General features: G+C 50.5%; 13 protein-coding genes, 15 tRNA genes and 3 rRNA genes. 28 read left to right on the forward strand and 3 right to left on the reverse strand.

Features of this window, described 5'->3' with window-relative positions:
- Nucleotides 1-4: 4 nt before the first annotated feature.
- From MHB37_RS04065 to MHB37_RS04100, 8 genes are all read left to right on the forward strand, one after another.
- Entirely contained in the window at nt 5-1507 is a 1503-nt protein-coding gene (locus MHB37_RS04065) for an ABC transporter substrate-binding protein (protein ID WP_076130103.1), read from the forward strand.
- Between the two features lie 124 nt (nt 1508-1631).
- On the forward strand, nt 1632-2537 hold the full coding sequence (locus MHB37_RS04070) for a sugar ABC transporter permease (RefSeq protein ID WP_282579979.1): 906 nt from the start codon (nt 1632-1634) through the stop codon (nt 2535-2537).
- Nucleotides 2538-2561: 24 nt separating this feature from the next.
- A complete protein-coding gene (locus tag MHB37_RS04075) occupies nt 2562-3485 on the forward strand; it encodes a carbohydrate ABC transporter permease (protein ID WP_248549462.1) in 924 nt (307 codons plus the stop codon).
- On the forward strand, nt 3482-5776 hold the full coding sequence (locus MHB37_RS04080) for a glycoside hydrolase family 3 N-terminal domain-containing protein (protein WP_405168972.1): 2295 nt from the start codon (nt 3482-3484) through the stop codon (nt 5774-5776). The genes MHB37_RS04075 and MHB37_RS04080 overlap by 4 nt, the downstream gene beginning before the upstream one ends.
- Nucleotides 5777-5780: 4 nt before the next feature.
- Nucleotides 5781-8939, forward strand: coding sequence for an alpha-mannosidase (locus tag MHB37_RS04085; protein ID WP_405168973.1), 3159 nt, complete (start codon nt 5781-5783; stop codon nt 8937-8939).
- Between the two features lie 36 nt (nt 8940-8975).
- Nucleotides 8976-10295 (forward strand): glycoside hydrolase family 125 protein, encoded by a 1320-nt coding sequence (locus MHB37_RS04090; protein WP_076098666.1) that lies wholly within the window; start codon nt 8976-8978, stop codon nt 10293-10295.
- On the forward strand, nt 10292-13453 hold the full coding sequence (locus tag MHB37_RS04095) for a beta-galactosidase (protein WP_405168974.1): 3162 nt from the start codon (nt 10292-10294) through the stop codon (nt 13451-13453). The genes MHB37_RS04090 and MHB37_RS04095 overlap by 4 nt, the downstream gene beginning before the upstream one ends.
- A 21-nt stretch (nt 13454-13474) precedes the next feature.
- Nucleotides 13475-16222, forward strand: a complete 2748-nt coding sequence (locus tag MHB37_RS04100; protein WP_339246513.1) for an alpha-mannosidase — start codon at nt 13475-13477, stop codon at nt 16220-16222.
- 44 nt (nt 16223-16266) lie between these two features.
- On the opposite strand, the gene MHB37_RS04105 is transcribed toward MHB37_RS04100, so the two are convergent.
- Nucleotides 16267-16554, reverse strand: coding sequence for a hypothetical protein (locus MHB37_RS04105; RefSeq protein ID WP_076302934.1), 288 nt, complete (start codon nt 16552-16554; stop codon nt 16267-16269).
- A 472-nt stretch (nt 16555-17026) separates the two neighbouring features.
- Here MHB37_RS04105 and MHB37_RS04110 point away from each other — a divergent pair.
- The 19 genes from MHB37_RS04110 (at nt 17027) to MHB37_RS04200 (ending at nt 24054) form a co-directional block, all read left to right on the forward strand.
- A 16S ribosomal RNA gene (locus MHB37_RS04110) occupies nt 17027-18584 on the forward strand.
- Nucleotides 18585-18846: 262 nt separating this feature from the next.
- Nucleotides 18847-21773, forward strand: a 23S ribosomal RNA gene (locus MHB37_RS04115).
- 142 nt (nt 21774-21915) lie between these two features.
- Nucleotides 21916-22032 (forward strand): 5S ribosomal RNA (rrf, locus tag MHB37_RS04120).
- The 16S, 23S and 5S rRNA genes sit together here with 15 tRNA genes alongside, the layout of an rRNA operon.
- A gap of 57 nt (nt 22033-22089) precedes the next feature.
- Nucleotides 22090-22166 (forward strand) — tRNA-Ile (locus MHB37_RS04125).
- Nucleotides 22167-22169: 3 nt separating this feature from the next.
- Nucleotides 22170-22245: transfer RNA gene (locus MHB37_RS04130), tRNA-Asn, on the forward strand.
- A 5-nt stretch (nt 22246-22250) separates the two neighbouring features.
- A tRNA-Ser gene (locus MHB37_RS04135) sits at nt 22251-22343 on the forward strand.
- A 16-nt stretch (nt 22344-22359) separates the two neighbouring features.
- Nucleotides 22360-22431, forward strand: a tRNA-Glu gene (locus MHB37_RS04140).
- Between the two features lie 6 nt (nt 22432-22437).
- Nucleotides 22438-22513 (forward strand) — tRNA-Val (locus MHB37_RS04145).
- Between the two features lie 15 nt (nt 22514-22528).
- Nucleotides 22529-22605 (forward strand) — tRNA-Met (locus MHB37_RS04150).
- A gap of 71 nt (nt 22606-22676) precedes the next feature.
- Nucleotides 22677-22753, forward strand: a tRNA-Met gene (locus MHB37_RS04155).
- Between the two features lie 25 nt (nt 22754-22778).
- A tRNA-Asp gene (locus MHB37_RS04160) sits at nt 22779-22856 on the forward strand.
- 16 nt (nt 22857-22872) lie between these two features.
- Nucleotides 22873-22947, forward strand: a tRNA-Gln gene (locus MHB37_RS04165).
- Nucleotides 22948-22954: 7 nt separating this feature from the next.
- A tRNA-Lys gene (locus MHB37_RS04170) sits at nt 22955-23030 on the forward strand.
- A gap of 15 nt (nt 23031-23045) precedes the next feature.
- Nucleotides 23046-23130 (forward strand) — tRNA-Leu (locus MHB37_RS04175).
- A 7-nt stretch (nt 23131-23137) separates the two neighbouring features.
- Nucleotides 23138-23212: transfer RNA gene (locus tag MHB37_RS04180), tRNA-Gly, on the forward strand.
- A gap of 10 nt (nt 23213-23222) precedes the next feature.
- A tRNA-Arg gene (locus tag MHB37_RS04185) sits at nt 23223-23299 on the forward strand.
- Nucleotides 23300-23331: 32 nt separating this feature from the next.
- Nucleotides 23332-23405, forward strand: a tRNA-Pro gene (locus MHB37_RS04190).
- 12 nt (nt 23406-23417) lie between these two features.
- Nucleotides 23418-23488 (forward strand) — tRNA-Gly (locus tag MHB37_RS04195).
- Nucleotides 23489-23589: 101 nt separating this feature from the next.
- Nucleotides 23590-24054 carry a YdeI/OmpD-associated family protein gene (locus MHB37_RS04200; protein WP_076279888.1) on the forward strand — a complete coding sequence of 155 codons (465 nt, stop codon included), beginning with the start codon at nt 23590-23592 and terminating at the stop codon, nt 24052-24054.
- 69 nt (nt 24055-24123) lie between these two features.
- Here MHB37_RS04200 and MHB37_RS04205 read toward each other — a convergent pair whose 3' ends face one another.
- Complete coding sequence (locus tag MHB37_RS04205) at nt 24124-24579, reverse strand: GreA/GreB family elongation factor (protein ID WP_076130676.1); 456 nt, start codon at nt 24577-24579, stop codon at nt 24124-24126.
- Between the two features lie 396 nt (nt 24580-24975).
- Here MHB37_RS04205 and MHB37_RS04210 point away from each other — a divergent pair, with 396 nt between their 5' ends.
- A complete protein-coding gene (locus MHB37_RS04210; protein WP_036686883.1) occupies nt 24976-25170 on the forward strand; it encodes a sporulation protein Cse60 in 195 nt (64 codons plus the stop codon).
- 151 nt (nt 25171-25321) lie between these two features.
- Here the strand turns inward: MHB37_RS04210 and katA are convergent, their stop codons facing one another.
- Nucleotides 25322-26779 (reverse strand): catalase KatA, encoded by a 1458-nt coding sequence (gene katA / locus MHB37_RS04215; RefSeq protein WP_076187446.1) that lies wholly within the window; start codon nt 26777-26779, stop codon nt 25322-25324.
- Between the last annotated feature and the right edge of the window lie 209 nt (nt 26780-26988).

Raw genomic sequence — 26988 nt, forward strand, 5'->3', positions numbered from 1 at the left:
AGGAATGGGCAACAACAAAAGAAAAAGGTTTTCCCTGTTACTGACATCACTTATGGCATTCTCGCTTGCGCTCAGCGCATGTGGCGGCGATTCAAACAACGCGGCAACTAACAGTTCAGGAGCGGGCGGCGACGGTGCATCATCCGAGAAACCGGTCGAACTGATCTGGTACACGATCGGCGGACCGCAGAAGGATCTGGACCGTGTCGTGGAAGAAGTCAATAAGTACACTAAAGAGAAGATAAATGTCACCCTGAAGATGAATATGATTGATTTTGGCGATTATACACAAAAAATGCAGGTTAAAGTAGCCGCTGGTGAACCCATGGACATTCTCTTTACATGCTCCTGGGCGTTCGATTATGTGCAAAATGCCCGCAAAGGCGCTTTTATGGAATTGGACAGCCTGCTTAATGAATATGGAAAAGGCATCGTGGACACGATTGATCCGGCATTCCTGGAAGGCTCCAAGGTAGATGGACATAATTATGCCGTACCTGCCAACAAAGAGCTTCCGGCGCAAGAAGTTTGGCGCTTCAATAAAGAGCTGCTCGACAAATATAACCTCGACATTTCCGGGGTGAACACAATGGAAAGCATTGAACCACTGCTGAAGACGATCAAAGAGAATGAACCGGGCATCACGCCTTACGCTATGGTGAAGGATTTCATGCCAGTACTGCCGTTCGATTACATCATTGAAAAGATGCCAATGGCTGTTTATATGGACACAAAGGATTACAAGATCGTGAACATTCTGGAAACACCTGAACTCAAAAGCACTCTTGAAACCGTTCGCAAATATTACAAGGCAGGTTATATCTCGCCGGAAGTAGCAACTACAACTTCGGTGGATGATCTCTATAAATCTTCGAACTGGTTCATGGATCGTGCGGCTACCCAGCCGATGGCGGACAATCTGTGGTCGGCAAGCTACGGCTATCCTGTAGTTTCCACGCCAGCTGGCAAACCTTACATTTACAACTGGTCCGTTATGGGTTCGATGCAAGCCATCTCGGCTAACTCCGCATATCCGGAGAAAGCGATGGAGTTCCTGAACCTGCTCAACACCGATCCGGTGCTGCGCAACATGATTGACTCCGGAATCGAAGGCGTGCACTACGAGAAGACTGGTGAGAATTCCATGAAGAACCTGGATGAATCCAAGAACTATGACATGCCAACCTTCTCGCTGGGCAATATCATGATCAACTATTTGAACGAGGGTGACCCTGAGAACAAATGGGAAGAGTTCAAAAAGTTTAATGAATCCGGTGTAAATGCACCGCTGCTTGGTTTTAACTTCGACACTTCCAAGGTGACTACTGAAATCGCTGCGGTTCAGAACGTAAAAGAAGAATACTGGTCACCACTGATGACTGGAACCGTTGATCCTGACGAGTATCTACCGAAAGCTATTGAGAAATTCAAGGCAGCTGGTTTGGACAAAATTATCGCTGAAGCGCAATCGCAAATTGATGCCTGGAAAGCGTCCAACAACAAGTAAAACATCAACGTAAGAGAAGATCGGGGCAGGGGCGTGGCCTCTGGACCCGGTCTTTTTTTGAAATATAAGGACATACAGGAGGGATCTAAGTGTGAAGACAATCAGCGGATTTATAAAAAATATTATGAATAACAAGATTATGCTGCTCATGGTTTTACCAGGTGCGCTTTGGTTTCTCTTTTTCTCTTACCTGCCGATGATAGGGACGATTATTGCTTTCAAGGAATACCGCTTTAGCCGCGACGGCTTCTGGGCGAGTATTATCAACAGCAAATGGGTGGGGTTAGACAACTTCAAGTTTTTGTTCACCACCAATGACGCGTACATTATTACCCGCAACACCTTGCTCTACAATGGAGCATTTATCCTGCTTGGCTTGATCTTGTCGGTTCTGATGGCGATTGTGCTGTCCGAGATTGTGAACAAGAAGCTGGCCAAAGTGTATCAGACCGGCATGTTCCTGCCCTACTTCCTGTCATGGGTCGTTGTCGGCTATTTTGCATTTAGTTTCCTGAGCTCCGAACGCGGGATGCTGAACCAGATCATGGGCTTTTTTGGCGCAGAGTCAATTCAGTGGTACTCGGAAAAAGCCTACTGGCCGTTCATCCTGATCCTAGTCTATCTGTGGAAAGCAGTTGGTTACAACAGCGTAGTTTATCTCGCAGCTATTATGGGGATCGACAAGTCGCTGTATGAAGCGGCGATGATCGACGGAGCTAGTAAGTTCCAACAGATTCGCAATATTACACTGCCGTTGCTGAGTCCAATTATCACGATCATGACCCTGCTGGCCATCGGTAAAATCTTCTACGCCGACTTCGGTCTCTTTTACCAGGTGCCTCGTAATTCCGGTACGCTCTACAGTGTCACGAATGTTATTGATACCTATGTCTATCAAGGCCTCAAAACAACGGGTGAGATTGGTATGAGCACTGCCGCAGGTCTGTATCAATCGGTTGTCGGCTTTACGCTAGTGATGACCTCTAACTATATTGTCCGCAAATACAACAAGGATAGCGCTTTGTTCTAGAACCTCATGAAAGGAGTGGGCCATATGTCTTCCATTACTAAGACTAAAAAAGAACGTGATTTCCACCATCTCTCGACGCCCTGGAATATCACTTTTAATCTGATAGCCGGCATCTTTGCGTTTCTGTGCGTGTTTCCGTTTCTGTTCGTCGTGATCATCTCCTTCACCGATGAGGTGGCGCTGGCGCGGGATGGCTATAAGCTGATTCCGGCAAAATGGAGTCTCGGCGCATACCGTTATGTGTTTGAATCCGGAGATATGCTGCTGCGTTCTTATGGTGTGACGATTTTTGTAACGGTGATAGGGACGATTATCAGCCTTTTGTTTATCGCTTTTTATGCGTATGCCATTTCCCGGAAAAGCTTCCGTTACCGCAATTTTTTCTCGTTCTTCGCGTTTTTTACCATGCTGTTCAACGGTGGACTTGTGCCGACTTATATTATCGTTACGCAGTTTCTAAGCCTGAAGGATACGATCTGGGCGCTGATTTTGCCGCTGGCGGTGAATGCTTTTTACATTATGATTCTGCGCACCTTCTACAGCACGAGTGTGCCTGATGCCATTATCGAATCCGGCAAAATCGACGGGGCGGGCGAGTTCCGTATCTTCCTGAAATTGGTGCTGCCTTTATCACTGCCCGGTCTGGCTACGATTGCTTTGTTCAGCACCCTCGGCTATTGGAATGACTGGTTCAATGCGCTGCTGTACATCGACAACCCGAATTTAGTCCCGCTGCAATCGATGCTGATGCGGATCGAGACCAGTATGCAGTTTATTTTGCAGAACTCCCAGAACAGTTCGCTAAGTCTGGAAGCTCTTCGCTCCATGCCGCAGGATACATCGCGGATGGCGATGGTCGTGCTGGCGACAGGGCCGATTATTTTTGCCTATCCGTTCTTCCAGCGTTATTTCATTCAAGGTCTTACCATAGGGGCTGTTAAGGAATGAGTTATACAAACCCGAATTTACCTGCTGAAGAACGGGCGGAGCATCTGCTCGGACTGATGACTTTGGAAGAGAAGGCCGGTCAGCTGATTCAGCCTTTTGGCTGGCAGGCCTATGAACATAGAGACGGTAAGATGACCTTGACAGAAAGCTTCAAGGAGAAGGTTGCCGGGGGCGGCGTGGGCTCGCTTTACGGGATGTTGCGCGCTGACCCGTGGACCGGTGTGACGCTGGCTACTGGCCTGTCTCCGCGTGAAGGTGCGGAAGCGGTGAATACGCTCCAGCGGTATGTGCTGGAGCATTCGCGGCTGGGCATTCCTGTATTGATCGGCGAGGAATGCTCGCATGGCCACATGGCGATCGGGGCCACCGTATTCCCGGTGCCCCTGTCGCTCGGCAGCTCCTGGAATGTGGAGCTGTATCGTGAGGTCTGCCGCGCCGTAGCGCTGGAGACACGCAGTCAGGGCGGCGCGGTTACGTATTCGCCGGTGCTGGATGTGGTGCGCGATCCCCGCTGGGGCCGCACCGAGGAGTGCTTCGGCGAGGACGCTTACCTGATCAGCGAGATGGCGGTTGCGGCTGTTGAAGGTCTGCAGGGGGAATCCTTGCAGAGCGGCGGCAGCGTGGGGGCTACGCTGAAGCATTTTGTGGGATACGGCAGCTCAGAAGGCGGCCGGAATGCCGGACCTGTGCACATGGGCTGGCGTGAACTGCTGGAAGTGGATCTGCTGCCCTTCAAAAAAGCGGTCGAAGCGGGTGCAGTCTCCATTATGCCTGCTTATAACGAAATAGACGGCGTGCCTTGCACGACAAATACAGAACTACTAGAGGATATACTCCGCGAAGCATGGGGGTTTGAGGGTCTAATCATTACCGACTGCGGAGCTATAGAGATGCTGGCCTCTGGCCATGATGTGGCTGAAGATGGCATGGATGCAGCAGTGCAGTCACTGGAAGCCGGCATCGACATGGAGATGTCCGGGGAAATGTACGGCAAATACCTGGTGGATGCCGTTCGTGAAGGCAAGCTGGACCCGGCACTGCTGGATCGGGCGGTCCGCCGTGTGTTGACGCTCAAGTTCAGGCTGGGCCTGTTCGAGCAACCATTCGCTGATCCCGATGCGGCTGAACGCGTCATCGGCAGCAAAGCGCATCAAGAGCTGGCCCGGCAAGTGGCGGGCGAGAGCATCATCCTGCTGAAAAATGAAGCAGGTGTGCTGCCATTGTCCAAGACCGCCGGCACGATCGCCGTCATTGGCCCTAACGCCGATGCCGGGTATAACCAGCTCGGCGATTATACCTCACCGCAGCCTCCGGCTAAGGTAGCGACCGTGCTCAGCGGCATCCGCAGCAAGCTGGCTGCAGAGCCGGAGCGGGTGCTCTATGCACCGGGCTGCCGGATCAAAGGCGATTCGCGCGAAGGTTTTGAAGCCGCGCTCGCTTGTGCAGAGCAGGCCGATACCGTTGTTATGGTCGTCGGCGGCTCCAGTGCACGCGATTTCGGGGAAGGCAGTATTGATCTTAAGACAGGCGCGTCCAAGGTGACGGAGAATGCCTGGAATGATATGGACTGCGGCGAAGGCATTGACCGGGTGTCATTGACCCTGTCGGGAGTGCAGCTGGAACTGATCCAGCAGGTTCATCAGCTCGGCAAACCTGTGATCGTTGTTTATATTAACGGCCGTCCGGTGAGTGAGCCTTGGATTGACGAGCATGCACATGCCATTCTGGAAGCCTGGTATCCAGGCCAAGAAGGCGGGCACGCTGTTGCAGATATCCTGTTCGGCGATGTGAACCCGTCCGGGAAGCTGACTGTATCCGTGCCGAAGCATGTGGGCCAGCTCCCGGTCTATTACAACGGCAAACGTTCCCGTGGCAAAAGATATCTGGAGGCCGATTCCCAGCCTCAATATCCGTTCGGCTTCGGGCTTAGCTACACTGAATTTACGTACTCCGGGTTGAAGGTGGAACCGGAAGTAATTGCGGCTGGGGAGACGGCTACAGTTTCCGTGGACGTTCAGAATACAGGAGACCGTGAGGGCGCAGAGGTGGTGCAACTGTATATTTCAGATGTCGCCAGTAAGGTCACGCGCCCTGCCAGGGAATTGAAGGCTTTTGACAAAATCAAGTTGGCTCCGGGTGAGAAGCAAACCGTGTTGTTCACGGTAGGACCGGAGCAATTGCAATATATCGGACCGGATTTAAGACCAGTTGTAGAGCCAGGAGCGTTTAAAGTGCTGGTGGGTAAGCATGTAAATGATACACTGAGCACCGATTTGACGGTGAGGGGGTAAAGACATGGAACGCATTAAACGCTTCATCCGCGAGCTCTCCGAGCAGCAATGGCTAGAGGTGGAGGAATTGCGCGATTGGGAGATTCTGTCCTCGGTGTATCAATTGCCGGGACAGTATGACAAGCTGCAGCCTTATAAGGACGGCAGCAATTATGATCTGTTCCCGAGTGTGCAAGGAACGACCTATTTCTTCCGCCGTACTTTGGAGATTCCGGCTAACTGGCTGCCGGGCCACATCGGGCTGATTTTTGCTTCAGGTGGGGAAGGGCTGCTGCGGGTGAACGGTGAATCGCGGCAAGGACTTGACCGCAATCATACCTTTGTGACCCTGACAGGTGATCCATCTGGCCGTCCGTTGGACCTGGAAATCGAACTCTTCGATCCGGTCCCCGAGCCGGTGGACCCATTAAATCAACAGGCGGTGATCCAGCCGCCGATTCGGATGATCCACAGCCAGCTGGTGCTGGTGAATAGACCTGTGCAGAGTCTAATGTACACGGCAGTAGTGATTCGCGATTCGGCAATTCTGCTGCCTGAGCAGGACCAGCGCCGTAAGCGTTTGCTGGAAGCTTTGTATGTGGCAATGGATCAATTCGTTGGCCTTACCACGCAGGAGATCCGCGAGGGTGGTGAGATTTCGCGAATCGAGCAGAAGCTGCGGGGCAGAGTCGGGGAGATCGGCAGTCATGCCGAAGGAACAATCCACATGGTGGGCCAGTCCCATATCGATATTGCCTGGCTGTGGCCTGCGCGCGAGACCGTGCGCAAGACGAGTCGGACGTTCTCGACGGTGAATGCCCTGATGGACGAATATCCTGACTATCAATATGCGCAGAGCCAGCCGCTGCTGTTCGAATATTTGAAAGACAATGACCCGGTACTCTATGAGAAGGTCAAGGCACGCATCCGTGAAGGACGCTGGGAACTGGTCGGTGGGATGTGGATCGAACCGGATCTGAACATTCCGAGCGGAGAATCGTTGATGCGGCAAATGCTATATGGTCAACGCTTTTATCTCGAAGAGTTCGGGCGCACCTCGCAGATTGAGTGGCTGCCGGATACCTTCGGCTACTGCGCTTCTCTGCCGCAGATTCTGCAGCATGGTGGCATCAAATATTTTATGACCACCAAGCTGGGCTGGAATGACACAAATGTCTTCCCTTACGATCTGTTCCATTGGGTCGGCATTGACGGCACGCCGATGTTGTCTTACCTGAATCATGGGGTCAATGAGAATACGCTGCCCAAAGATGTGCATGAACACTATCAGTCCTTCCGCGAAAAAGATAAACATAATGAGCAGATGCTGCTCTATGGGCATGGTGACGGCGGCGGCGGGGTCACCCGCGAGATGCTGGAATATATCCAGCGTGCCGAGCTAATGGTCGGCCAGCCGGAGAGTAAATACAGTAATGCCGCGGATTTCTTCGCAGGCATTACACGCTGTCAGCCGCAGCTGCCGCAGTGGCGGGGCGATCTGTATCTGGAGCTGCACCGCGGCACCTACACTACGCACGGCCGCAACAAGCGGAACAACCGCAAGGCGGAAGTGTTGTACCGTGAAGCGGAGCTGTGGCAGACATTAGCTTCGCCGCAGCTGGACACGGAGCAACATGCCGTAGTTGCCGGGCAGCTGCATCAGGGCTGGAAGCTGATTTTGTTGAACCAGTTCCATGATATTATTCCGGGCTCGGCGATTACCGAAGCTTACGAGACCTCGGAGAAGGAATACGCAGAGGTATTTGAGCTTGGCCGTGATGCGCTTCAGCCGGGGCTTGCGGCATTGGCCGGGAACATTAACACGACAGGCGAAGGTACACCTTACATTGTTTTTAATGGTTTGGGTTGGATGCGGGATGCCGTGGTCGAACTTGCCCTCAATGAAGAAGGAGTCGCTAGCGGAAACTTTGCGGTGTATGGCGAGGATAACGTACTGCTGGAAGCAGATGTCCTGACGGAGGAGACAGCAGTTTCTGGTGTCTCGGTTCTCGTTCCGGAGATTCCAGCCTTTGGTTACAAAACGATCTGGATTCGTGATCTGTCTCAGAACACATCCGTTGAAAATAATGCAGAATCTGCCGCTGCTGAACATAATCAAACAGCTGTAGGAGCTGTTCCCTTCGGCGACCGTTGGGAGACGGACTATTATCGTATTACCTTTAACGAGCGGGGAGAAATCACCAGTCTTTTTGATAAAAAAGGAAACCGGGAGATCGTAAAATCCGGTGAGCCGGCGAACCGCTTCCACTTTTTCCACGACCGTCCGACGCTTTGGGATGCCTGGGACATTGACAACCGTTATGAAGCCCAACCCGCCGGGGAGGCTGAACTTATAGAAAAGGCAGTGGTCCGCACTGGTGCGGTGCAGGATATTTTGCGCTTCCGCTGGAAGCTGGGCCAATCCGAGATTACTCAGGATATGATTCTACATCACCATAATCCCCGGATTGATTTCCAGACGCATGTGAGCTGGAACGAAGCCCATAAGCTGCTTAAGGTAGGGTTTCCGATTGATGTTGTCGCGGATAAGGCGACTTACGAGATTCCATTTGGTGCGCTGGAACGTCCGACCCACCGCAACACCAGCTGGGAGCAGGCGCAGTATGAGGTTTGCGGGCATCGTTTTGCCGATGTATCCGAACGTGGATATGGCGTCAGTCTGCTGAATGATTGCAAATACGGCTATGACATTCAAGGCAGTACCATTCGCTTGTCGCTCCTGCGCGCGCCGAAATGGCCGGATGCTACTGCGGATCTCGGCGAGCACGACTTCACCTATTCGCTATATCCGCATTGTGGGGATTGGCGGGAGGCTCATACTGTTCGCCGTGCAGCAGAGCTAAATCATGAGCTGTATACTTTTGCCGCTTCATCAACACAGGGGCAGCAGCCGCCAACAGGCTCATTTATCGGATTCTCCGGTGAGCATGTGGTGCTGGATACGATTAAGCCATCCGAGGACGGGCAGGGGACTGTTCTCCGTTTCTACGAATCCTCGGGAGGCCGCGAGCGGGTTCAGCTCAAATGGCAGCATCCAGTTCAGAGCGTCTACCTGTCCAATGCTCTGGAAGAGCAGCTGGAACTGATCGAACACACGGCTGGCGGTGAATTGGAACTTCACTTTGCCCCTTACGAGATCAAAACAATCTACATCAGAAATTAAATAATCACATCACAGATGCAAAGGAGCATAACTCACTTGGAACAATTCCGATTACCCAAAATAGCAATGCCCCAGCTGCCGCTGCCGCAGGCCGTACAAGAAGTGCTTGCCGAAGCAGAGGAGAAGCTGGCACATCGCCCGAAGCTGTTGCAGCTGTTCAAGAACTGTTTTCCGAATACGCTGGAGACGACGACTAAACTGCTGGATGACGGAACCACCTTTGTGATTACCGGCGATATTCCGGCCTCCTGGCTGCGTGATTCAGTGGAGCAGGTAATTCAATACGTGCCTCTGGCCAAAAACGATCCCGATCTCCAGCGCATTATCGGCGGTCTTATCAAACGCCATATTCAGTATATTCATATCGATCCTTACGCCAATGCATTTAATGAGTCGGCCAATGACTGGCACTGGAACACTACGGATGTGACCGAGATGTCGCCATGGGTGTGGGAGCGTAAATTTGAGATTGATTCGTTATGTTTTGTTGTGCGCCTCGCTTATACCTACTGGAAAGAGACGGGCCTGACTGATTTCTTCGACGCTGGGTTCAAGTCGGCCATGCGCCAGATTTTCGATTTGTTCAAAAGAGAGCAGCGGCATTTCGAGCAGTCTCCGTACCGGTTCAGCCGCAATAACGGCATTCCGGAAGATTCTCTGCGCAATAGCGGTCTCGGTATGCCGGTGAACTATACCGGAATGATCTGGTCGGGCTTCCGGTCCAGCGATGATGCCTGTGATTTCCACTACAACATTCCTGGCAATATGTTCGCTGTTGTCGCGCTGCGCCAGATGCAGGAATTCGCGGAGTGGGTCTTCCGCGATCTAGACTTCCTGGCTGAACTTAAAGAGCTGGAATTTGAAGTGGATCATGGCATTAAGCTCTACGGCATTTATCGCCATCCGGAGTTTGGTCCGATTTATGCTTATGAGACCGACGGCTTCGGCAATTACTGCTTAATGGACGATGCGGGAACGCCCGGACTGATCTCCATTCCGTATCTGGGTTACGCTTCGGCGGATGATCCCATCTACCAGAACACCAGACGTTTCGCATTGAGCAAAGAAAATCCGTTCTATTATGAAGGCACAGCTGCCAAAGGGATCGGCAGCCCGCACACTCCGGAGAACTATATCTGGCATATGGCGTTGTCTATGCAGGGCATTACGGCTCAGACTGCCGAAGAGAAGCTGGAACTGATTGCGATGCTGGAAAGTACGGATGCCGGAACCGGATATATGCATGAAGGCTTCCATGTGGATGATCCTAGTGTATTTACCCGCAGCTGGTTTGCATGGTCGAACAGTTTGTTCTCGCAGCTTGTCTATCGGGCGATGAAGGAAGGTATTCTGTGAGCGGGGGCCGTATCATCCTGTTCGCGGACCCGTCTTTTCCCGGGTATACCGCAGCGGGCGGACTGACAGCGGAACAGGCACAGTCTATAGGAATACATCATACTGACCCTCCTGTTCATGCAGCACAGCTGGCCGAAACGCTGGACAGCGCCAAGGCCGGGGACTGCTTCGTTAGCTTCCATGCTCCATACTTCCCGAAGGAGGCTTGGCCTTCCATCGTCGCTTATTTGAGCAGAGGCGGCAGCTTGATCAGCATTGGCGGTGCCCCGTTTAAGCATCCAGTCCGCCTAGTCGCTGAAGAGTGGCGGATCGAAGCTGAGCAGACTGCCTATCACCGCCAGCTGCATATCCATGAAGCGCTGCAGGTGAGCAGCGCAGATCGCATACAGCAGCATGTCGCGCTTAGAGACATTCCGCTCTTCGTAGGCGATGAGCAGCTGCTGGCCCTGTCGGATACCTGGAACCTGGTGCCGCATGTCACTAAAAGCAGTGACCTGCCGGAGCAGATGGGTTCCAGTGGACCCATGGACACGCGGATCTACCCGCTGCTTAAGGGCATTACCGCCGCCGGGCGGGAAGTTTCAGCTCCAGCTGTGCTGTGGGAGCATATCGGCGGTCCTTTTGCCGGTGGCCGCTGGATCTTCATCGGCCAACCGCTTACGCCTGATTTCTGGAATCAAGGCGGAACGGAAGCATTAACCCGCTGGGCAACTTTTGCCGCTCGGGGAGTAACAGAGCTGTGGCTGAAGCCTAACTATGCTTCTTATGAAGAAGGCGAGCGGCCGCTGCTGTTTTTGCAGGGTCAGCGGCTAAACCGTAGCCAATCGTCACCGACATCAGCGCAGTGGACCCTGAACATCACTCTGAGCAAAGACGGGGAGTCTATCCCATGTTTCACTCACGAGTGCAAGCTTGAGGTCAGTCGCGAGCTGAACTTCCTACGTGTACCGCTTGCTGTAGAAATTCAACCTGGCCTGTATCATCTTTCTTGCCATGCTGTATCGGAAGAAGGCGAAGTGCGGATGTTGCGTCAAGGCTTTTGGGGATATGACGTGGGCCTGTTATCGCAGGGGGAACCGATTAAGGCGGGAAGAGATTATTTTATCAAAGACGGTCAGCCTTTACCTGTTGTCGGCATGACTTATATGACCTCTGACGTAGCGCGGAAGTTTCTATTCCTGCCAAATGCTGATGTCTGGAATCGGGATATGGCACAGATGCGGAAGGCAGGCATCAACTGGATTCGTACCGGCATCTGGACAGCCTACCGGAATATTATGCAGGTAGACGGTCACGCCTCGGAAGAAGTGCTGCGGGCGATTGATGCTTTTCTACTGACTGCTAAGCGGCATGAGCTGCAGGTTACCTTTACGTTCTTCTCCTTTACGCCGGAGACTTGGGAAGGGACGAATCCTTATCTCGATCCGCGCAGTGTAGAAGCGCAAAAACGGTTCATCCGCTCCATCATCGCACGGCATCGCACGACAACCCATGTGGATTGGGATTTGATCAATGAACCGTCAATGTTCGATCCGCCGCGGATTTTCTCGGACGGACCGAGCTCGGCGCGAGATAAATATGAACACGCTGCTTTCTCTGCTTGGCTGGAAGAACGCCATGGTGATATAACTTCGCTGCAAGAGCGCTGGAATATGACGCCGCTGGAATTGCCGGATTTTGCGGCTGCACAACCTCCTGAGCAAGAAGAGATTAACTTTAGTGTGCAGGATATTCATTCCGGAAAGCGCGGCACACGTTGGCTCGACTACTGCCTGTTCTCCATGGACATGCACAACGTATGGGCAAGGGAGCTTAGCGGGACTATCAAGGAACTCTGCCCAGATCATTTAGTGACCGTAGGGCAGGATGAGGCTTTAGGTGCCCAACGGCCATCGCCGTTCTTTTATGAGCGCGATGTCGATTACACCACTGTTCACAGCTGGTGGTTGAATGACAATCTGCTCTGGGATGGAATTTTTGCCAAAACCCATCATAAACCGAACCTCATTCAGGAGACCGGCATCATGTACGTAGAGACGCCAGACGGACGGGCTAAACGCAGTGAGGAAGAATTGCGGGCCATGCTGGAGCGCAAATATGCCTATGCGTTTGCTTCTGGAGGTGCCGGGGCTGTGCAATGGATCTGGAACACGAACTTTTATATGGATAATGCCAATGAATCACAGATCGGTGCGCTGCGGGCCGATGGGACTGAGAAGCCGGAAGCGGATGTGTCTTATGATTTTGGGCGGTTCATCGGCGAAGCCGGGGGATTATTTGACGGGCGGAAGCTGGAAGAGATTGCCGTGGTTTTCCCTTACTCTAATGACTTCTCTAACCGGAAGCTCGCCTATGATGCGACTACCCGCCTGACGCGGATCTTATCTTATCAGCTTCATTTGCCTTTCCGCGCCGTATCGGAATACGATCTGGCTCCGCTGGAGGCAGAGCCGGCTAAGTTGATTCTCCTGCCGAGTGTGCACAATCTGGATAATGACGCCCTTCAGCAATTGCTGGACATAGTGGAGCGTACAGGTGCCGTTCTGCTCATTACTGGAGCATTGGGGGTTGATGCGTATTGGCAGCCTTCGGATCGTATGGACGCAATAGTAGGAGCCCGTAAACTTGGCAACATGCGCCGTGAGGAGCAGCTTCTATTGAACGGACGCAAGTTTGCGGTGTCCTATGGACAGAAGCGAATCGCGGAGCTAGTCAAAGAAACGCCAGCAAATGCAGATGTTGATTCGTCTAGCTCAGGTGGTGTGGGTGATCACCTCATCGAACGCCAGCTTGGCACAGGTCGCCTGATCTGGTGCCCGCTACCTTTAGAACTGAATGACCGCGACGAGCCGATCGCCGCGCTCTACCAATATGCTGCACAAGCCGCAGGTATCGAAACCGGGCTGGAATGGATCAGCGGTGGAGACCTGCCAGGTGTGTACGGGCGAAAGCTTGCTTTTGCAGAAGGTTCATTGTATATCTTCGTATCTGAATACGCCTGGGATGCCGGACTTGAAATAAAAGATCCTGCAACTGGAGCTCATTACTCATTTTTACTGGAGAAAGAACGTTCGGTGTTGTTTGCAGCTGATTCAGCGGGCAAGCTGGTAGCTGTCTACAGACCTGAAGAGGTTAACATTACGCTTAATAAATGCTGAAGAACTGAGGTGTACACACAGATGACCCACACAACAACCAAAACAGCCCATATCGTGTCCCATACTCACTGGGACCGTGAATGGTATTTGCCCTATGAGAAACACCACGTCCGTCTGGTTCAGCTGGTGGATGCACTGCTTGCCAAGCTGGACGGAGATTCCGCCTTCCGCAGTTTTTACCTCGATGGGCAAACCATTATTCTGGAGGATTATCTTCAGGTTCGGCCAGAGAACAAAGAGAAGCTGGAGAAGTATATCCGGGATGGGCGAATCTTGATTGGACCTTGGTACATTTTGCAGGATGCATTCCTGACGAGCGGCGAGGCAAATGTGCGGAATATGCAGATCGGCCATCAGGATGCCGAGAAATACGGTGAGCCTTCCAAAATCGGTTATTTTCCTGATACCTTTGGATTGGTCGGACAGACTCCGCAGCTGATGTTGCAGTCAGGGATTACGAATGCTTTTTTTGGACGCGGGGTGAAGCCTACGGGATTTAACAACACTGTATCGGATGCAGGTTATGAGTCCTCTTTCTCCGAGCTGATCTGGGAAGGGCCGGATGGATCCAAAATTCTCGGTATCCTATTTGCCAACTGGTATTCTAACGGCAATGAAGTTCCTGTTGAGGAAGGTGCGGCTCGGGAATTCTGGGACCGTAAGCTTGCTGATGCAGAGAAGTATGCTTCAACGGGGGAGTTATTGTTCATGAACGGGTGCGACCACCAGCCTCTGCAATTGGATTTGCCGGAAGCTATCCGCACCGCCGAAAAGCTATACCCTGAAGTGAAGTTCGTGCATTCAAATTTCCCGGACTATCTGCAAGCCTTGGATCAGCAATTATCCTCGGGTCAGCAGGAGCTCTCCACCGTTACAGGGGAACTGCGCAGCCAGCGTACAGACGGATGGGGCACCTTAGTGAACACAGCCTCAGCCCGGGTTTATTTGAAGCAGATGAACCAGCTGGGCCAGACTCTTTTGGAAAAAGTAGCCGAGCCGCTGGCCTCCATCGCCCGCCTGTCCGGACAGGACTACCCGCACCATCTATTCACCTATGCCTGGAAGACGCTGATGCAGAACCATCCGCATGACAGTATCTGTGGTTGTAGTGTGGATGAAGTGCATCGTGAGATGGTAACTCGTTTTGATAAAAGCCGGCATGTTGCTGAGAGCATCATAGATGACAGTGCTAAGTTTATCGCAGATCAAGTGGAGACTTCTGGCTTTTCCGCATACGGGGAAGATGCAGTTCCTTTTATAGTGATGAATACCACGGGGTGGAAGCGTACGGGAACGGTAACTATAGAGCTGGATGCTGAACGGTTATATCTGCGCGAGGGTTATCCTTTGGATGAGACCGCCCGCAGAATGCTGGCTGTTGATTTGTCCGGCAGGATTCTCGTCGATCACACAGGGGAGGAATTAGCGTCTACAGTGGAAGATCTGGGTTTAAGCTTTGGTTATGATCTGCCTGATGACCAATTCCGCCAGCCGTATATGTGCCGCAAGGTGAGACTTACTTTTGAAGCACGCAATGTGCCTGCACTTGGGCTCTGTACTTACGCTTGGGTACAATCAACTACGGAATCCACTCAGGAAAGCTCTTTAATAGAAGGAGAGCGCAGCTTGGAGAATGCATCTCTCAAGGTAGTTGTTGCTGAGGATGGTTCATTTACGTTATTGGATAAGCATAGCGGTACCACTTATCGTGAGTTGGGGATTTACGAGAATACCGGAGATGTAGGCAATGAATACATGTACAAGCAGCCAGAAGGTGAACAAGCGCTGACGACCAAAGGCCAGCCTGCAGTTATTAAGGAGATTGAAGACTCTCCCTTCCGTGCGGCCATTGAGATCCGAATAGATTGGGAGATTCCGGCTTCGGCGGATGACACCTTGGAGGCGGAACAGCGTGCACTTGTGTATTATCCTGAGCGTAAAGCGCAGCGGAGTGTAAATACGGTGGTTTTGAAGCTTCGTACCGTCGTATCGCTGGAGCGGGAAGGCAAAGGTGTGCATATTGAATCCACAATTAATAACCAAGCCAAGGATCACCGGATACGAATGTTGTTCCCGACCGATCTGTCTACCGATGTGCATCGTGTGGATTCTATGTTTGAAGTGGCTACCCGAGATAATAATCCAGCACCAGAATGGGCAAATCCGAGCAACACTCAACATCAGCAATCCTTTGTGGATGTCAGCAATGGCGATGTAGGACTTACGGTAGCCAATCAGGGATTGAACGAATATGAGGTTCTGCGGGATGGACGCAATACTATTGCCGTCACCTTGCTACGCAGCGTAGGGGAATTGGGGGATTGGGGCTGGTTCCCAACACCGGAAGCTCAGTGCCTGGGCGAATACACAGCACAACTGGAGCTGATTCCTCATTCTGGTGAGGGAAGTGAACAACGGGCATTTACAGAGGCCTATCAATTCCAGACTCCTTGGACGGTATGTCAGACCGGCCTGCATAGCGGGAAGTTGAACTCTGGATATACCCCATTGGTTTGGGAGGGAGACAACATGGCCTTCTCATCCATGAAAATGAACGGAGCTTCCGGCGACTTGTTTTTGCGTTGGTACAATATGTCCGCTCAGCAGACAGAGTTGCAACTGAAAGTGAACAGTCCTCAAGAGTATTTATTTAAAAGCAATATCTTAGAGCAGCCTAACCCTGCTTTACAAGGAGCAACGTCTTCGGTTCACCACTTAGAGGTCGGACCATCTGAGATTGTAACTGTAGGTGCGAAATTAAGCTTCTAAGTAAAAAGATGTCCCGGGGCTTCCCTGCCGGGGCATCTTTTGATTTACTTTCTTCTATAAGACTTGTGCCAATCTTGAATGGCCTCTTGGCGGGAGGGGAATCTCATCTGGATCCAATTGTTTGTTTCCCATTCATGAATCGCCTGCTGTTTAGTTTGGTAAAAGCTGTAGTCGCAAATGTTCCAGCTGTTATACAGTTTCTGATACCATTTCCCTTTAGGGATGTCGCCAGGGTAACGGCGGACGGCTTTATTGGCTTGTTTTTTAGCCCATGATGAACCATCTTTCTGTTGGTCGCTGCACACGGGTTGCTTTTTCACACTTCTGCTCATTGATTCTCCAACCTCCTTTTAGAGGGAAGCTAGAGATCATGCAAGGTCTTTATATGAATCACCTCTTTGCCAAAAAATAATGGAATTGATACCTATGTATGAAGGGGCTCTGATGTTAAATAGATAGACGCGGAAAAGGGGAATACGGTTGCGATACAATTGCGGAGAAGTATGTGTTTAGTTTTTTTAAAATAAAGCTTGCAATGGATCTCTATACATGATATATTCTAAGTCCGGCCAAGAAGTACACATGCCGAGCTCGAAAAAGAAGTTAAAAAAAGAGCTTGACATTAAATAGCCGAACATGATATAGTATAAGAGTTGCTGCTGAGACATTAAATGGCACCAACGAGAACTTGATCTTTGAAAACTGAACAACGAGTGAGTAGGAAATCACGCAAGTGAAATCCAAATTAGAGAATTAATTTTCTCGTCAGATGTTTCAAAATGAGCATATCGCTCTTTTCAATACTAATTGGAGAGTTTGATCCTGGCTCAGGACGAACGCTGGCGGCGTGCCTAATACATGCAAGTCGAGCGGAGTTACTTTGAAAGCTTGCTTTCAAAGTAACTTAGCGGCGGACGGGTGAGTAACACGTAGGCAACCTGCCCTTCAGACTGGGATAACTACCGGAAACGGTAGCTAATACCGGATAATTTCTTTTTTCTCCTGAGAGAAGAATGAAAGACGGAGCAATCTGTCACTGAGGGATGGGCCTGCGGCGCATTAGCTAGTTGGTGGGGTAACGGCCCACCAAGGCGACGATGCGTAGCCGACCTGAGAGGGTGAACGGCCACACTGGGACTGAGACACGGCCCAGACTCCTACGGGAGGCAGCAGTAGGGAATCTTCCGCAATGGGCGAAAGCCTGACGGAGCAACGCCGCGTGAGTGATGAAGGTTTTCGGATCGTAAAGCTCTGTTGCCAGGGAAGAACGTCCGGTAGAGTAACTGCTATCGGAGTGACGGTACCTGAGAAGAAAGCCCCGGCTAACTACGTGCCAGCAGCCGCGGTAATACGTAGGGGGCAAGCGTTGTCCGGAATTATTGGGCGTAAAGCGCGCGCAGGCGGCTATTTAAGTCTGGTGTTTAAACCTTGGGCTCAACCTGAGGTCGCACTGGAAACTGGGTGGCTTGAGTACAGAAGAGGAAAGTGGAATTCCACGTGTAGCGGTGAAATGCGTAGATATGTGGAGGAACACCAGTGGCGAAGGCGACTTTCTGGGCTGTAACTGACGCTGAGGCGCGAAAGCGTGGGGAGCAAACAGGATTAGATACCCTGGTAGTCCACGCCGTAAACGATGAGTGCTAGGTGTTAGGGGTTTCGATACCCTTGGTGCCGAAGTTAACACAGTAAGCACTCCGCCTGGGGAGTACGGTCGCAAGACTGAAACTCAAAGGAATTGACGGGGACCCGCACAAGCAGTGGAGTATGTGGTTTAATTCGAAGCAACGCGAAGAACCTTACCAGGTCTTGACATCCCTCTGAATCTGCTAGAGATAGCAGCGGCCTTCGGGACAGAGGAGACAGGTGGTGCATGGTTGTCGTCAGCTCGTGTCGTGAGATGTTGGGTTAAGTCCCGCAACGAGCGCAACCCTTAACTTTAGTTGCCAGCAGGTAATGCTGGGCACTCTAGAGTGACTGCCGGTGACAAACCGGAGGAAGGTGGGGATGACGTCAAATCATCATGCCCCTTATGACCTGGGCTACACACGTACTACAATGGCCGGTACAACGGGAAGCGAAGCCGCGAGGTGGAGCCAATCCCATCAAAGCCGGTCTCAGTTCGGATTGCAGGCTGCAACTCGCCTGCATGAAGTCGGAATTGCTAGTAATCGCGGATCAGCATGCCGCGGTGAATACGTTCCCGGGTCTTGTACACACCGCCCGTCACACCACGAGAGTTTACAACACCCGAAGTCGGTGGGGTAACCCGCAAGGGAGCCAGCCGCCGAAGGTGGGGTAGATGATTGGGGTGAAGTCGTAACAAGGTAGCCGTATCGGAAGGTGCGGCTGGATCACCTCCTTTCTATGGAGAATCGTTCTCTGCAATGAGGACATTCAAATCGGAAGCTCAGCTTCCAAAACTCAGGTTTAGGCCTGTTACTCACTCGTTGCTCAGTTTTGAGAGTTTAAGCTCTCAAGTAAGACTTGATCCTTGAAAACTGGATACCGAAACGAATTTGCGTTTTAGAACATCTTTTAGCAACTTGTGTAAACAAGTAAATGTTATTAGTGAGATGATTCCAAAGAGAATGTCATCGTATGATATTTTCCTGCGGAAAAATCAAGGTTAAGCTAATAAGAGCACACGGAGGATGCCTAGGCGCCAGGAGCCGACGAAGGACGTGGCGAACAACGAAACTGCCTCGGGGAGCTGTAAGCAAGCTTTGATCCGGGGGTGTCCGAATGGGGAAACCCAGCTGTGGTAATTCGCAGTTACTCATTTCTGAATACATAGGAAATGTAGAGGCAGACCAGGGGAACTGAAACATCTAAGTACCCTGAGGAAGAGAAAACAATAGTGATTCCGTCAGTAGCGGCGAGCGAACGCGGAACAGCCTAAACCTAAGAGCTTGCTCTTAGGGGTTGTGGGACGTCTCACATGGAGTTACAAAGGAATATGGTAGGTGAAGAGGTCTGGAAAGGCCCGCGATAGAGGTAAAAGCCCTGTAACCTAAACTGTATTCTCTCCGAGACGGATCCCGAGTAGTGCGGGGCACGTGAAACCCCGTATGAATCCAGCAGGACCATCTGCTAAGGCTAAATACTACCTGGCGACCGATAGTGAAACAGTACCGTGAGGGAAAGGTGAAAAGCACCCCGGAAGGGGAGTGAAATAGAACCTGAAACCGTGTGCTTACAAAAAGTCAGAGCCCTATTAATGGGTGATGGCGTGCCTTTTGTAGAATGAACCGGCGAGTTACGTTTAACATGCAAGGTTAAGCCGAGAAGGTGGAGCCGCAGCGAAAGCGAGTCTGAATAGGGCGAATTAGTATGTGGACGTAGACCCGAAACCGTGTGATCTACCCCTGTCCAGGGTGAAGGTGCGGTAACACGCACTGGAGGCCCGAACCCACGTACGTTGAAAAGTGCGGGGATGAGGTGGGGGTAGCGGAGAAATTCCAATCGAACTCGGAGATAGCTGGTTCTCCCCGAAATAGCTTTAGGGCTAGCCTCGGTATAAGAGTAGTGGAGGTAGAGCACTGATTGGGTGCGGGGTCCGCAAGGATTACCAAGCTCAGTCAAACTCCGAATGCCATATACTTATTGCCGGGAGTCAGACAGTGAGTGCTAAGATCCATTGTCAAAAGGGAAACAGCCCAGACCATCAGCTAAGGTCCCCAAGTGTGTGTTAAGTGGGAAAGGATGTGGAGTTGCACAGACAACCAGGATGTTGGCTTAGAAGCAGCCACCATTGAAAGAGTGCGTAATAGCTCACTGGTCGAGTGACTCTGCGCCGAAAATGTAACGGGGCTAAACACACCACCGAAGCTATGGCTAGATACGTATGTATCTGGGGTAGGGGAGCGTTGTGTAGGGGTTGAAGGTGTACTGAAAAGAGCGCTGGACACTACACAAGTGAGAATGCCGGTATGAGTAACGAAAAGATCAGTGAGAATCTGATCCGCCGAAAGCCCAAGGTTTCCTGAGGAAGGCTCGTCCGCTCAGGGTAAGTCGGGACCTAAGGCGAGGCCGAAAGGCGTAGTCGAAGGACAACAGTTTGAAATTACTGTACCACCGTAATCCGCTATGAGCGATGGGGTGACGCAGGAGGGTAGTGACGCGGACTGATGGATGTCCGTCTAAGCAGTGAGGCTGATGTGTAGGCAAATCCGCACATCATTAAGGCTGGGCTGTGATGGGGAGCGAAAATTATAGTAGCGAAGGTCATGATCTCACACTGCCAAGAAAAGCCTCTAGCCAGGAGAAGGTGCCCGTACCGCAAACCGACACAGGTAGGCGAGAAGAGAATTCTAAGGCGCGCGGAAGAACTCTCGTTAAGGAACTCGGCAAAATGACCCCGTAACTTCGGGAGAAGGGGTGCCCCGGTAGTGTGAATAGCACGAGGGGGCCGCAGTGAAAAGGCCCAAGCGACTGTTTAGCAAAAACACAGGTCTGTGCGAAGCCGCAAGGCGAAGTATACGGGCTGACGCCTGCCCGGTGCTGGAAGGTTAAGGGGAGTGGTTAGGGGTAACCCGAAGCTATGAACCGAAGCCCCAGTAAACGGCGGCCGTAACTATAACGGTCCTAAGGTAGCGAAATTCCTTGTCAGGTAAATTCTGACCCGCACGAATGGCGTAACGACTTGGGCGCTGTCTCAACGAGAGATCCGGTGAAATTTTAATACCTGTGAAGATGCAGGTTACCCGCGACAAGACGGAAAGACCCCATGGAGCTTTACTGCAGCTTGATATTGAATTTGGGTACGATCTGTACAGGATAGGTGGGAGCCGTAGAAATCGGAGCGCAAGCTTCGGTGGAGGCGCCGTTGGGATACCACCCTGATCGTATCTAGGTTCTAACCTAGTGCCCTTATCGGGTACGGGGACCGTGTCAGGCGGGCAGTTTGACTGGGGCGGTCGCCTCCTAAAGAGTAACGGAGGCGTTCCAAGGTTCCCTCAGAATGGTTGGAAATCATTCGCAGAGTGCAAAGGCATAAGGGAGCTTGACTGCGAGACCTACAAGTCGAGCAGGGACGAAAGTCGGACTTAGTGATCCGGTGGTACCGCATGGAAGGGCCATCGCTCAACGGATAAAAGCTACCCTGGGGATAACAGGCTTATCTCCCCCAAGAGTCCACATCGACGGGGAGGTTTGGCACCTCGATGTCGGCTCATCGCATCCTGGGGCTGAAGTAGGTCCCAAGGGTTGGGCTGTTCGCCCATTAAAGCGGTACGCGAGCTGGGTTCAGAACGTCGTGAGACAGTTCGGTCCCTATCTGTCGTGGGCGCAGGAAATTTGAGAGGAGCTGTCCTTAGTACGAGAGGACCGGGATGGACGTACCGCTGGTGCACCAGTTGTTCCGCCAGGAGCATGGCTGGGTAGCTACGTACGGACGGGATAAGCGCTGAAAGCATCTAAGCGTGAAGCCCCCCTCAAGATGAGATTTCCCAATTAGTAAGACCCCTTGAAGACGACGAGGTAGATAGGTTGGAGGTGGAAGTGCAGTAATGCATGGAGCTGACCAATACTAATCGGTCGAGGGCTTATCCTAAAAATACCCCAAAAAGTGAAGAAGAAGCTGCGAAGCTAATTCCGAATACTTTCCGGGGGCCCCGTAAGAAGGGCAAACGCAAATTCGTTTCGGATTCAGTTTTCAGGCGATTAAGCCTGAGCATTTACGCTGTAAATGCCCGTTTGGTGGCGATAGCGGAGGGGTTCCACACGTACCCATCCCGAACACGACCGTTAAGCCCTCCAGCGCCGATGGTACTTGGACCGAAGGGTCCTGGGAGAGTAGGACGCCGCCAAGCGGACAACCACATTACCCGTGGTATTTTTTTTGCCCTTAATATTAATATGTCTTAGAAGGGCCTTTAGCTCAGCTGGTTAGAGCGCACCCCTGATAAGGGTGAGGTCGGTGGTTCGAGTCCACTAAGGCCCACCATATTCCCTGATAGCTCAGTTGGTAGAGCACTCGACTGTTAATCGAGTTGTCACAGGTTCGAGTCCTGTTCGGGGAGCCATTTATGGAGAGGTGTCCGAGTTTGGCCGAAGGAGCACGATTGGAAATCGTGTAGGCGCCACAAGCGTCTCGAGGGTTCGAATCCCTCTCTCTCCGCCATAAAAATTATTAGCATGGCCCGTTGGTCAAGGGGTTAAGACACCTCCCTTTCACGGAGGTAACATGGGTTCGAATCCCATACGGGTCATATCATGGAGGCTTAGCTCAGCTGGGAGAGCATCTGCCTTACAAGCAGAGGGTCGGGGGTTCGATCCCCTCAGCCTCCACCATATTATTTTCACTGACGCGGGGTGGAGCAGCCCGGTAGCTCGTCGGGCTCATAACCCGAAGGTCGCAGGTTCAAGTCCTGCCCCCGCAACCAATTTACTCTTATACATTATGTTTAGGGATAAGCTGGTATGGTGAAAATGAATAGTATATACTTATTAATGACGCGGGGTGGAGCAGCCCGGTAGCTCGTCGGGCTCATAACCCGAAGGCCGCAGGTTCAAATCCTGCCCCCGCAACCAATTTACACTTATGCATTATGTCTATGGAACCGTGGTGTAGTTGGCCTAACATGCCTGCCTGTCACGCAGGAGATCGCGGGTTCGAATCCCGTCGGTTCCGCCATTTAGTTAATTATTATTGGGGATTAGCCAAGCGGTAAGGCAACGGACTTTGACTCCGTCATGCATAGGTTCAAATCCTATATCCCCAGCCATTTATGAGAGCCATTAGCTCAGTTGGTAGAGCACCTGACTTTTAATCAGGGTGTCGAAGGTTCGAGTCCTTCATGGCTCACCATTTTTTTTTAAGTGTGCGCGTGTGGCGGAATTGGCAGACGCACCAGACTTAGGATCTGGCGTTTCACGACGTGGGGGTTCGAGTCCCTTCACGCGCACCATGTTTTTGCGGACGTGGCTCAGCGGTAGAGCATCGCCTTGCCAAGGCGAGGGTCGCGGGTTCGATTCCCGTCGTCCGCTCCATATAGATTTTGCGCCCTTAGCTCAGCTGGATAGAGCGTTTGACTACGAATCAAAAGGCCGGGAGTTCGAATCTCTCAGGGCGCGCCATTTTTATTACTAAGCAGTTATAGTATTGTTAACGGGATGTAGCTCAGCTTGGTAGAGCACCTGGTTTGGGACCAGGGGGTCGCATGTTCAAATCGTGTCATCCCGATTTTATACCTTTGCGGGTGTAGTTCAATGGTAGAACTTCAGCCTTCCAAGCTGATAGCGTGGGTTCGATTCCCATCACCCGCTTATAAAGAGAGACACCTGCCGGTATTAGGCGGGTGTTTTTTTGTATAGTTAAGCACGTATGGATACAATAGGAACTAGAGATTTTATTTGAGGAGGGGCCAATGTTTGAATTTGAAGCAAGGTTAGTCAGACCAGATACGAATGGGAGTTGGACATATCTTACGGTTCCTTTTGACGCTGAACAAATATATGAAACTAAATCAAGGATACAAGTTAAAGGAAGCCTGAATGACATTCCCTATAGAGGAACACTCATGCCGCATGGTAATGGGAAACATTTTATGGTCGTGAAAAAAGAACTGCGAGACTTAGCCCATGCTCAACCTGGAGATATAGTTCGGGTGACAATGGAACAAGATCATCAATTGCGAGAGATAGAAGCTCCAGAAGATTTTCTGGACGCACTAAGCAGCAATGAGCAGGCAGAGGTATATTATAACAGCTTGGCTTATTCCTATCGGAAGGAATATGTGAGCTGGATCGAAGGGGCGAAAAGACCGGAAACCAGAGCAGCAAGGATCCAGAAGTCAGTTAATAAGCTGGAAGAAGGTTTGAGGCTTAAATAATAGAACAGCGTCCTCCTCCTTAATATCTGGAAAGGGACGCTGCTGTAGCGGGTATATAAGGGATCGTCCTTATATAAGAACGCCTACTTCACCATTATTCACGAACTTAATGCTTTCGATCTTCACCTCTAGTTGACCTGAAGGAATCGCTAGCTGACAAGTACTGCCGAGCTCAGCCAGCAGCAGCTGCATGCCTATAGGTGACAACATAGAAATCTTGTTATTGTTAGGTTCTGCTTGGTTAGGAAATACGATGGTATAGATATCTGTAGTATTATCGTCCAAGTAACGAAGCTGCAGCTGACTTCCGATAAAGACCTGTGAATTTAAATCTTCACCATTGAACTCAGTTAGTAATTGTTCCAGCTCGGAGCAATAACGGGATAACAGCGTTTCAGCGTTGCTTCTATCCTTGCTCCGTACCGGAAAGTACTGATTTAGAAATGCGATTTTTTCCTCATCAAAATAGATAAGCTGCTGAAGCAGCTGTGTCCGTGAGCCTTCATAGATAAGACTATGGTTCATAGTAGATTTCACCCCCTCTAAGTAGCACATTCCTTGTAAACCTGTTATGGTGTGTTGCCATCTTAAAATCCCTCCTATACAAATAGAGGTCCCCCAATGGAGACCTTCTGATCAGTATACCAGCTTCTATTTGTAAATCCAATCCATTTTAAAAGGGGAATTAAAACCTTCTAAATATTGTAATGAAAACCTTTGACTATTACATACTTGGGTGCTATGATAGGCTGATGCATAGGCATTTCGTAGAAAACTGCGAAATGCCTATACTGTATTTTGAAGATATTTTTACATTAATTGTTACCTGGGGAGTGATACGCCATGTACATTTCGTTGAGTTCACATATAGATTCCAGAACTATAAAATAACTACTTAATTTATTAAAGGAGGAGATCAGGATGATTCAAGTTAAAGAGTTTGTAGATGCTGATAATTCTTATGCAGAGAATAAAGCTAATGAGTTCCTGGCAGGACTACGGGAGGAACAGATTGTGAATATCTGTTACGGTTCGGTAGTTAAATCATCACGTGATGGGGCAGAGCACCAAAGAACCACTATACTGGTCGTGTATAAGACAAATGAAAGGCAATAACTGGAACACGTTTTTTTCATGTCTATCCATTGTCTCCACGCTGGGCGTTGTGATTGTCATCATTTATTATGTTTTCAGCTAATTAGCAAAAAGAGGACCTTTCCCATCTACGGGCAAAGGTCCTCTTTAGTTTATAAGTGCATTTACAATCTTACATTCCGTCTGGTACAGATAAACCCAAACCGGATGCGATACGCTGTCCCAAGTCTGGATCAGCTTTAAAGAAATGCTCAATCTGGAGACGTTTGATATCGTTACTTTCAACAGGAGTCATAGCGCCAACGATATTTTGAACTAGACGGGTACGTTCTTCTTCAGACATTAGACGGTACAAGTCACCTGGTTGTGTATAGTGATCGTCACTATTGTAGGAGACACTATCCGCATAACCAGAGACTTCGAACGGCGATGTTTTATGCTGCGGTGATTCTTTAGGTCCTCCTAAGCTGTTAGGCTCGTAATAGGCACCGGAACCGCCATTGTTGCCCAAGGCCATACCACCATCACGTTGATAGTTCTTCACTTCTACTTTTGGACGGTTGATAGGTAAACTGTTATGGTTAGGGCCAACCCGGTGGCGGTGTGCATCACCATAAGCGAACAGACGGCCTTGTAGCAATTTATCCGGCGAAGCTTCAATACCAGGAACGAAAGAGCCGGGGGAGAATGTAACTTGTTCTACTTCAGCGAAGTAGTTCTCCGGATTGCGATCCAATACCATACGTCCAACCTCGATTAACGGATAATCTTTTTGCGACCAGACCTTTGTTACATCAAATGGATCAAAACGGTAAGTTTTCGCATCTTCGATTGGCATAATTTGCACGTAGAGCTTCCAAGCAGGGAAATCTCCTTTATCAATAGCATTAAACAAGTCCTCTGTATGATAATCCGGGTTTTCCCCAGCGATTTTGGCAGCAAGGTCTGCATCTAGATTCTTAATGCCTTGTTCTGTTTTGAAATGGTATTTCACCCAGACTGCATTGCCCTCGGCATTTACCCACTTGAAGGTGTGGCTACCGAACCCATGCATATGTCTCAGCGTAGCTGGAATTCCGCGATCCGACATCAAAATCGTTACCTGATGCAGAGATTCAGGCGATAAAGACCAGAAGTCCCATACAGCATTCGGGTTCTTCAGATGTGTCTGTGGATCACGTTTCTGTGTATGAATAAAGTCCGGGAATTTAATCGCATCACGAACGAAGAATACAGGCGTATTGTTACCTACGAGATCATAGTTTCCTTCTTCAGTATAGAACTTCACGGCAAATCCACGAGGGTCACGTACGGTATCAGCAGAACCTAATTCACCAGCTACAGTAGAAAAACGAATGAACAACGGTGTACGTTTGCCTACTTCAGACAAAAAGTTAGCTTTTGTGTATTGGGTTAGATCTTTTGTAACTTCAAAATACCCGTGAGCGCCAGCACCTTTAGCATGAACGACACGTTCAGGAACACGTTCTCTGTTAAAGTGGGCTAATTTCTCAAGCAAATGGACATCTTGCAGTAAAGTGGGACCGCGGTCACCGGCTGTCATTGAATTCTGATTGTCGCCTACTGGAGCACCCCAGCTGGTTGTAAGATTATTATTATTGGAGCTCATTAATAGAATCACCTCATGAGATTTGATTTTAGATTTAGTATAAGTTCTATATTAATGTTTTTTAGAGAAATTGCAACACATTTTAAATAATTGACTCATTACAATATGTGGTAATCGTCAATACATCGTTGGCACATTCAGATATATATGATAGACAAAGTGATTAATTACTTAGCAGAATTAAAAAAGAAACAGCGCATCCCTACCAT

The sequence above is a fragment of the Paenibacillus sp. FSL H3-0286 genome (genome assembly GCF_045040705.1).
GTDB classification, from domain to species: domain Bacteria; phylum Bacillota; class Bacilli; order Paenibacillales; family Paenibacillaceae; genus Paenibacillus_AQ; species Paenibacillus_AQ odorifer.